The sequence below is a fragment of the Phenylobacterium sp. genome (genome assembly GCF_046463815.1).
GTDB lineage: Bacteria > Pseudomonadota > Alphaproteobacteria > Caulobacterales > Caulobacteraceae > Phenylobacterium.
In genome coordinates this window covers 162,692-170,735 of record NZ_JBKBRO010000004.1, presented here as the reverse complement: position 1 = coordinate 170,735, position 8,044 = coordinate 162,692, and the positions used below count along the sequence as shown (strand labels likewise).

5 protein-coding genes are annotated in these 8,044 nt (G+C 68.2%); 4 read left to right on the top strand and 1 reads right to left on the bottom strand.

Going from position 1 to position 8,044, the window contains the following annotated elements:
* Positions 1-116: 116 nt before the first annotated feature.
* Complete coding sequence (locus tag ACK4TT_RS04090) at positions 117-1,394, bottom strand: DUF418 domain-containing protein (protein ID WP_409640572.1); 1,278 nt, start codon at positions 1,392-1,394, stop codon at positions 117-119.
* A 139-nt stretch (positions 1,395-1,533) separates the two neighbouring features.
* On the opposite strand from ACK4TT_RS04090, the gene ACK4TT_RS04085 reads away from it, so the two are divergent.
* The 4 genes from ACK4TT_RS04085 to ACK4TT_RS04070 all read left to right on the top strand — a co-directional run.
* Positions 1,534-2,226 carry a TetR family transcriptional regulator gene (locus tag ACK4TT_RS04085; RefSeq protein WP_409640569.1) on the top strand — a complete coding sequence of 231 codons (693 nt, stop codon included), beginning with the start codon at positions 1,534-1,536 and terminating at the stop codon, positions 2,224-2,226.
* A 189-nt stretch (positions 2,227-2,415) separates the two neighbouring features.
* Positions 2,416-4,641 (top strand): TonB-dependent receptor, encoded by a 2,226-nt coding sequence (locus ACK4TT_RS04080; RefSeq protein WP_410212495.1) that lies wholly within the window; start codon positions 2,416-2,418, stop codon positions 4,639-4,641.
* A gap of 57 nt (positions 4,642-4,698) precedes the next feature.
* Entirely contained in the window at positions 4,699-5,973 is a 1,275-nt protein-coding gene (locus tag ACK4TT_RS04075) for a spinster family MFS transporter (protein WP_410212494.1), read from the top strand.
* 392 nt (positions 5,974-6,365) lie between these two features.
* Positions 6,366-8,044 (top strand): HAMP domain-containing protein (locus tag ACK4TT_RS04070; RefSeq protein WP_410212493.1); only part of this gene is annotated, 1,679 nt, incomplete at its 3' end.

The following is an 8,044-nucleotide window of genomic DNA, read 5'->3' as shown; positions in this document are numbered from 1 at the left end:
TTGCTTCCCGCTCAGCTCGTAGCGCTTCACGCTCATCAACCCGCTCCGAATCACAAACCCGGAGACCGATTGATTCAGCACCTTTCAGGCATGGGAATCCTGAATGTGGATTGGTCCTAGCCGGCCGCCGGAACCACTGGACGCCCGTTCCGGACGAAGGGTTGCGGCTTCCATTGGACGAGCGAGCGCCATGCCCATTCGAAGGGGCCGTACTGGAACCGCTGCAGCCAGGGCCGGCTCCAGAGGAGGATGAAGGCCCAGACCCCCGCCACGACCCACAGGAGCTCGGCCCGCGACAGCTCGCCGAAGAGCCCGAAGCCGTAGCCGCAGAACACCACCGAGGTGAGGATCGAGCTCATCAGGTAGTTGCTGAAGGCCATGCGTCCGGCGGCGGCTAACCGGTCCGTCAGGCCCCGCAGCCAGCCCGCACGGATGACCAGCAGCAGGACGGCGGCATGGGCGAGCCCGATGAACGGCCGCGTCGCCTGCTGCAACGCCTCCAGCCCATGGAGGGTGAGCGGGTCGAAGCCGCTCTTCCAGATCAGCCAGGCGAGCCAGGCGGTGAAGGGGACGCAGACGACGTAGCCGAAGGCGATGAGCGCGCCGTAGGCCCGGTTCGACCAGCCGAGGGTGAAGAAGCCCAGCCGGAAGAGCGCCATGCCGACGAACATCTGGCCGATCGCCTCGGGCAGCATCTCGGTCGGGAAGAGGATCAGGTAGAAGAGGGGCAGCATGTTCGCCCGCGCCTGGAGCGCGTCCAGGAAGCCGCCCTGGAACAGCGCGATCTCGGCCGCCTTCGCCTCGGGCGGCATCTGCACCATCATCGAGGCTTCCTTCCAGGCCTGGACGACGTCGGCGGGCGCGCCGGGCGCGGCGGCCGCGGCGCGCAGGGCCTCGAGTTCGCCCGACTGCCAGACGTTCTTGGTCAGCAGCAGCGCCAGGATCGCGACGCCGATCCCGATCTGGACCTTGGGCGACAGTCTGCGGAACGGGAAGATGACGACGCCCGCGATGGCGTAGAGCGTCAGCACGTCGCCGTACCAGGCGAAAAGGGCGTGGGCGACGCCGAACAGCAGCAGCCAGAAGAGGCGCCGGTAGTGGGTCTGGACCGGCCCCAGCCCGCCCCCCTCGGCCCGCTCTGCGATCAGCACGGCGCTGGCCCCGAACAGCATGGTGAAGAGCGCCCGCATCTTGCCGTCGGTAAGCACGTTGTTGACGGCCCAGGTCCAGAGATCGGCGCCCTGCGAGCCGCCCGCGTAGGTCGGATCGACGTAGGCGAACGATGGCAGGCCCATGCCCACGATGTTCATCAGCAGGATGCCCAGCACGGCCAGGCCGCGCACGGCGTCGATCGACAGATGACGCTCGCCCGCGGGCCTCGTTGCAGCCGACATGTTTTGCGTTTCCCCCGTCTTTTCGGCGAGCATGGGCGCGGGCCGCGCCATGTCAATGCGGCGAACCCCGTTACGCGGGCCGGGCTTGACCGGAAGCGCCGCGGGACCTAGCGGCGGACGGAGCCTCAGCGGGGGACGCATGGCGCGGGCAGACGGACGATCGGGCGGTACGGCGAGGGGGCGGCGGCCGAAGGGGCAGGGGCCTGACCTTCGCGAATCGATCCTCGACGCGGCCGAGGCGCTGTTCTCGCGGCACGGCTTCTACGGCGTCACCGTCCGGCAGGTGGCGTCCGAGGCCGGCGTCGACACCGCCCTGATCCACTACTATTTCGGCGCCAAGCGCGAGCTGTTCGACAGCGTCTTCGCCCGCCGGGCCGAGATCCTGAACACCGCGCGTCTCGACGCCATGCGCGCCTACAAGGCCAGCCACGGCGGGCAGCTTGAGGTCGAGGGGATCATCGAGGCGTTCATCGGCCCGCTGGTCGAGCTGTCGATGACCAACGACGAGGGCTGGAAGAACTACTTCCGCCTGGTCGCCCTGGTGAACAACACGCCGGCCTGGGGCGGCGAGACCATGCACCGCTTCTTCGATCCGGTGGTCCACAAGCTGATCGGCACGCTGAAGGAGGCCCTGCCCGAGGCGGAGATCCGCGACCTCTACTGGTGCTACCAGTTCCTGACCGGCTCCATGATGCTGGCGCTCTCGGAGACGGGGCGCATCGACCAGCTTTCGGACGGGCTTTGCCGCTCCACGGACCTCGAAGCGGTGCGGGCGCGCCTCTACGCCTACTGCGCGGCGGGAATCGCCGAGGTCGTCCGCCGCCATCCGTGAAGCCGCCGACCGGCTTCACTGTGGCGGAATTTCATCACCTGATCAAAAAACCGACAGGCGGCGCCCGTCGGACGCTGGCGCTCCGGGCGCGGATCACTCAATGCTTCGGCTAATTCGCCTGTCGGTGAAATTTCCAGGCGTCGGCCAGGTCCAAGGGGGGCTGGAAGCGGCGCCATCGGGAGGATGCAGATGAAAGCCTTGATGAAGGCGGCCCTGTTCGCGGGCGCCGCCTGGTCCGCCGTTCCGGCGCTCGCCTATGCCCAGACCGCCGAGGAACCCGGCGTCGTCGAGGAACTGGTGGTCACCGCCCGCCGGCGTGAGGAAACCCTGAAGGACGTGCCCGTGGCCGTCAGCGCCATCTCGGGCGAGCGGCTGGCGGCGACCGGCGCGGTGGACATCACCACCCTTCAGCAATCGACCCCCAACACGACCGTGCAGGTCGCCCGGGGCTCCAACTCGACCCTGATCTCGTTCATCCGCGGGGTCGGCCAGCAGGACCCGCTGTGGGGCTTCGAGCCCGGCGTCGGCCTCTACATCGACGACGTCTACATCGCCCGCCCGCAGGGCGCGGTGCTCGACATCTTCGACATCGAACGGGTGGAAGTCCTGCGCGGGCCCCAGGGCACGCTCTACGGCCGCAACACCATCGGCGGCGCCATCAAGTACGTCACCGCCAAGATCGAGGGCGAGCCTGAACTGAAGCTGAAGGGCCAGGTCGGCTCGTACGACCAGCGCGACGTGGTCGCCTCCGCCAAGGCGCGGCTTAACGACATGGTGGGCGTGGGCCTCACCTGGGCCAGCTTCAACCGCGACGGCTTCGGCAAGAACCTGACCACCGGCGCCGAGCACTACAACAAGGACGTCTCGGCCGCGCGCGCGACGCTCGAGTTCACGCCGACGGACAACCTTTTCTTCCGCCTGGCCGGCGACGTCGTCACCGACCGCTCCAACCCGCGCCACGGCCACCGCGAGGTTCCGGCGCTGAACGTGCTGGGCCAGCCGATCCCGGGTGGCGAGGTGCTGGACGACGAGTACGACACCAAGGCCGGCTCGGGCGACCACAACCGCGTGGAAGCGCGCGGCGTCTCCTTCCTGGGCGAGTGGAACGTCAGCGACACCCTGACCTTCAAGTCGATCAGCGCCTACCGCGCCGGCGAAACCGAGGGCACGATCGACTTCGACACCCTGCCGGCGGCGCTGCTGGACATCCCGGCCCGCTACAACGATCACCAGTTCACCCAGGAGCTGCAACTCCTCTACACGGGCGAGCGGGTGCAGGGCGTGTTCGGCCTCTACTACCTGAACGCCACGGCCGCGGGCGCCTTCGACACCGTGGTGGGCCAGGCCAACCTGACCATCGCGACGGCGGGCCACGTGGATACCGAGAGCTACTCGGCCTTCGCCGACGTCAGCTACGACGTGACCGACCAGCTCTCGGTCTCGGTGGGCGGCCGCTACACCCGCGACGAGAAGACCGGCCAAGTGTATCGCCAGAACTTCACCGGCCTGAAGAGCCCGCTGTTCGGCAACGCCACCGCCGTCCCGGGCCTGGTGCGGTCGAACTTCACGAACTCGGACACCTACGAGAAGTTCACGCCGCGGGTCAGCGCCCGCTACGAGTTCAACCCGGATCTCACGGGCTATGTCTCGTACAGCCAGGGCTTCAAGTCGGGCGGCTTCGACATGCGCGCCGACGCGATCCTGACCCCCACCTCGGTCGACGGCTACCAGCCCGAGAAGGTCGAGAGCTACGAAGGCGGCCTGAAGGGATACTTCTTCGACCGTCGCCTGACCCTGAATTCGGCCGTGTTCTACGCCAAGTACAAGGACCAGCAGGTCACCCTGCAAACCCCGGTGGGCGCCTCGATCGCCTCGCAGGTGCTGAACGTCGGCAAGTCGCACATGTACGGCGTCGAACTGGAAGGCGTGGCCAAGCTGGCCGATGCGCTGACCGCGAACTTCTCGCTGGGCTACATCAAGGCCGAGTTCGACGAGTACCGCGCGCTCGACCTGACCGCGACGCCGCCGGTGGTGCGTGACTTCGCCGACAGCCGGGTGTTCCAGAACACGCCGAAGTGGAACGGCTCGGTCGGCTTCACCTACACCCACGACCTGGGCGATCACGGCTCGATCGCCTTCATCCCGTCGGCGTCGTACCGTTCGTCGTTCCACATGTTCGAGGTGCCCTCGATCCTCGATCAGGACGGCTACTGGCTGGCGGACGCGAGCGTGGTGTGGACCTCGGCGGACGACAAGTACCGCGTGGGCCTGCACGGCAAGAACCTGACCGACGAGCGCTACCGCGTCGGCGGCTATAACTTCCCGCAGTCGGCGGGCGTGCTGTTCGGCAACTCGGTGACGGCCTACTACGGCCCGCCGCGAACCGTGACGCTCTCGCTCGAAGCGAAGTTCTAGTACCTACGGACGCCCGGCTCCTAAGGAGCCGGGCGTTTCTGATTCCTCGGAGTTCCCATGGCCCAGCGCGCCGGCGGCTACCGGATCGTCGTGCTGTCGATCCTGATCCTCGCCTACACCTTCAACTTCCTGGACCGGCAGATCCTCGGGATCCTCGCCGGGCCGATCAAGCAGGAGCTGGGGCTCACCGACAGCCAGCTCGGCCTCATGGGCGGGCTGGCCTTCGCGCTGTTCTACACCGGCCTCGGCATCCCGATCGCCTGGCTGGCCGACCGCTGGAGCCGCACCTGGATCATGACCGGGGCGCTGGCGCTGTGGAGCGGCTTCACCGCGCTCTGCGGCCTGGCCGGCGGCTTCTGGCAGCTCTTCCTGTGCCGCATGGGCGTGGGCGTCGGCGAGGCCGGCGGCGTGGCGCCGGCCTACTCCCTGATCAGCGACTACTTCCCCAAGGAGCAGCGGGCGAGGGCGCTGGCCGCCTATTCCTTCGGCATCCCGGTGGGCTCGGCGCTCGGCATCCTGTTCGGCGGCCTGATCGCCCACGCCATCGACTGGCGGGCCGCGTTCGTTGCGGTGGGCCTGGCCGGCGTGGCGCTGGCGCCGATCTTCCGCCTGGTCGTCAAGGAGCCGCCCCGCGGCGGCATGGACAGCGCGTCGGCCGCCCAGGCTCCGGTCGTGCGGGCTCCGGCGCCCGCCTCGGCCGGCGGGCTGGCCGTCCTGCTCGCCAAGCCCGCCTTCTGGCTGATCTCGCTCGGGGCCGCGGCTTCGTCGGTCTGCGGCTACGGCGTCGCCTTCTGGCTGCCGTCGTTCTTCGAGCGCAGCCTGGGCATGAGCCTCGTGGACCGCTCGGTGTTCCTGGGCGCGATGACGCTGGTCGGCGGGGTGGCGGGCGTCTGGCTCGGCGGCTGGCTGGGCGACCGCCTGGGCAAGGCCAAGCCCGCCTACTACCTGCTCGTGCCGGCCGTCGCCTTCCTGATCGCCCTGCCGTGCTTCCTGCTGGCCATCCAGGCCAAGTCGCTGGTCCTGGCCTTCGTCCTCTTCCTCATCCCGACGGGGCTCAACCTGGTGTGGCTGGGGCCGGTAATTACTGCGGTGCAGCATCTGGTTCCGGCCAGCCAGCGCTCGGTCGCCTCGGCCTGCTTCCTGTTCGTGAACAACCTGATCGGCCTGGGTCTGGGCACCTGGTTCTTCGGCGCCGTCTCCGACGCCCTGACCCCTCGTTTCGGGGCGGAAGCCCTTAGATACGCTATCTATTCCGGCCTGGGCTTCTATGTCGTCGCGGCCGCCCTGTTCACCCTGGCGGCCCAGGGCCTGCGCCGCGACTGGGTCGAGTAACGCAACATTTCACGCCGACATGAAATTGTGACTTGCGTGCAGTGCAGCAAAAGGCCATAACGGTCTTGCCCTTTTGGGCGTTTCCTCCCTTTGACTGCCGCGCCCTCACCGGCGCGGCTTTTTTTTGGTCCGATCTCGGGCTGAACAGGACGCATGCAGGGCATACCGCCGCCGAGCTTCGCGGCGCCCGCCCGCCCGCCCGCCAGCCGGCCGGGCCGTGCCTCAGGCTGCGTCGGTCCTCTGGGCTCCCCGAGGATTTTTCCGCAGCCAAGTTGGAACCTCTGGCTGCGACCCTCCGTTTCCCTTGAAGGGCGGGGTGTGACCCTGCGCCGGGCAGGGCTGGCGCAGCGGCGTATCCCCCCATGCAGCAACCGCATGCCCTCGGGGGAACCATGTCGAACGCCGAAAGGACCGCGAAGCCGGCCCGCGCCCGGTCGAACGCCAGGCCGGATATCGATACCGCCGAGCTGCTGGCGGCGCTTCGGGCGTTTCGGCGCGGCGACTTCTCGGTGCGTCTGTCGCGCGGGCTTTCGGGCGTCGCCGGCGAGCTGGCCGAAGCCTTCAACGACGTGGTCGAGCTCAACGACCGCATGACCAAGGAGTTCGAACGGCTGGGCGATACGGTCGGCCGTCAGGGCAAGATCAGCCACCGCGCCAAACTGCCCGGAGCGCAGGGGTCCTGGGCCGCAAGCGTGGACGCGGTGAACACCCTGATCACCGACATGATCCACCCTACCGCCGAGATGGCCCGGGTGATCGGCGCCGTCGCCAAGGGCGACCTCTCCCAGACCATGGACCTCGAGAACGAGGAGCGGCCGCTGCGCGGCGAGTTCCTGCGCATCGGCAAGGTCGTGAACACCATGGTGGGCCAGCTGGGCTCGTTCGCCTCGGAAGTGACCCGGGTGGCGCGCGAGGTGGGCACCGAGGGCAAGCTGGGCGGTCAGGCCCAGGTGAAGGGCGTGACGGGCGCCTGGAAGGACCTGACCGACAACGTGAACTTCATGGCCGCGAACCTGACCGGCCAGGTGCGGAACATCGCCGAGGTGACCACCGCGGTGGCCAACGGCGACCTCAGCCGCAAGATCACCGTGGACGTGAAGGGCGAGATCCTCGAGCTGAAGACCACCATCAACACGATGGTGGACCAGCTCAACGCCTTCGCGTCGGAAGTGACGCGGGTGGCCCGCGAGGTGGGCACCGAGGGCAAGCTGGGCGGTCAGGCCCAGGTGAAGGGCGTGACGGGGGCCTGGAAGGACCTGACCGACAACGTGAACCTGATGGCCGCCAACCTGACCGGCCAGGTCCGCAACATCGCCGACGTCACGACGGCCGTGGCGCGCGGCGACCTTTCCAAGAAGATCACCGTGGAGGTCCGGGGCGAGATCCTGGAGCTGAAGAACACCATCAACACCATGGTGGACCAGCTCAACGCCTTCTCGTCGGAAGTGACCCGCGTGGCCCGCGAGGTGGGTACGGAAGGCAAGCTGGGCGGCCAGGCGCGCGTGGAGGGCGTGACGGGGGCCTGGAAGGACCTGACCGACAACGTGAACTTCATGGCCGCCAACCTGACCGGCCAGGTGCGCAACATCGCCGAGGTGACGACGGCCATCGCCAACGGGGACCTTTCGAAGAAGATCACCGTAGACGTGAAGGGCGAGATCCTGGAGCTGAAGAACACCATCAACACCCTGGTGGACCAGCTCAACGCCTTCGCCTCGGAAGTGACCCGGGTGGCCCGCGAGGTGGGTACGGAAGGCAAGCTCGGCGGCCAGGCCCAGGTGAAGGGCGTCGGCGGGGCCTGGAAGGACCTGACCGACAACGTGAACCTGATGGCCGCCAACCTGACCGGCCAGGTGCGCAACATCGCCGAGGTGACGACCGCCGTGGCCAACGGCGACCTTTCCAAGAAGATCACCGTGGACGTGCGCGGCGAGATCCTGGAGCTGAAGAACACCATCAACACCATGGTGGACCAGCTCAACTCGTTCTCGTCGGAAGTGACCCGGGTGGCGCGCGAGGTGGGCACCGAGGGCAAGCTGGGCGGCCAGGCCCAGGTGAAGGGCGTCGCCGG

Excerpts from the sequence above, each read along its gene's own strand:
- ACK4TT_RS04090 (WP_409640572.1), bottom strand. The coding sequence starts at position 1,394 with ATGTCGGCTGCAACGAGGCCCGCGGGCGAGCGTCATCTGTCGATCGAC.
- ACK4TT_RS04085 (WP_409640569.1), top strand. The coding sequence starts at position 1,534 with ATGGCGCGGGCAGACGGACGATCGGGCGGTACGGCGAGGGGGCGGCGG.
- ACK4TT_RS04080 (WP_410212495.1), top strand. The coding sequence starts at position 2,416 with ATGAAAGCCTTGATGAAGGCGGCCCTGTTCGCGGGCGCCGCCTGGTCC.
- ACK4TT_RS04075 (WP_410212494.1), top strand. The coding sequence starts at position 4,699 with ATGGCCCAGCGCGCCGGCGGCTACCGGATCGTCGTGCTGTCGATCCTG.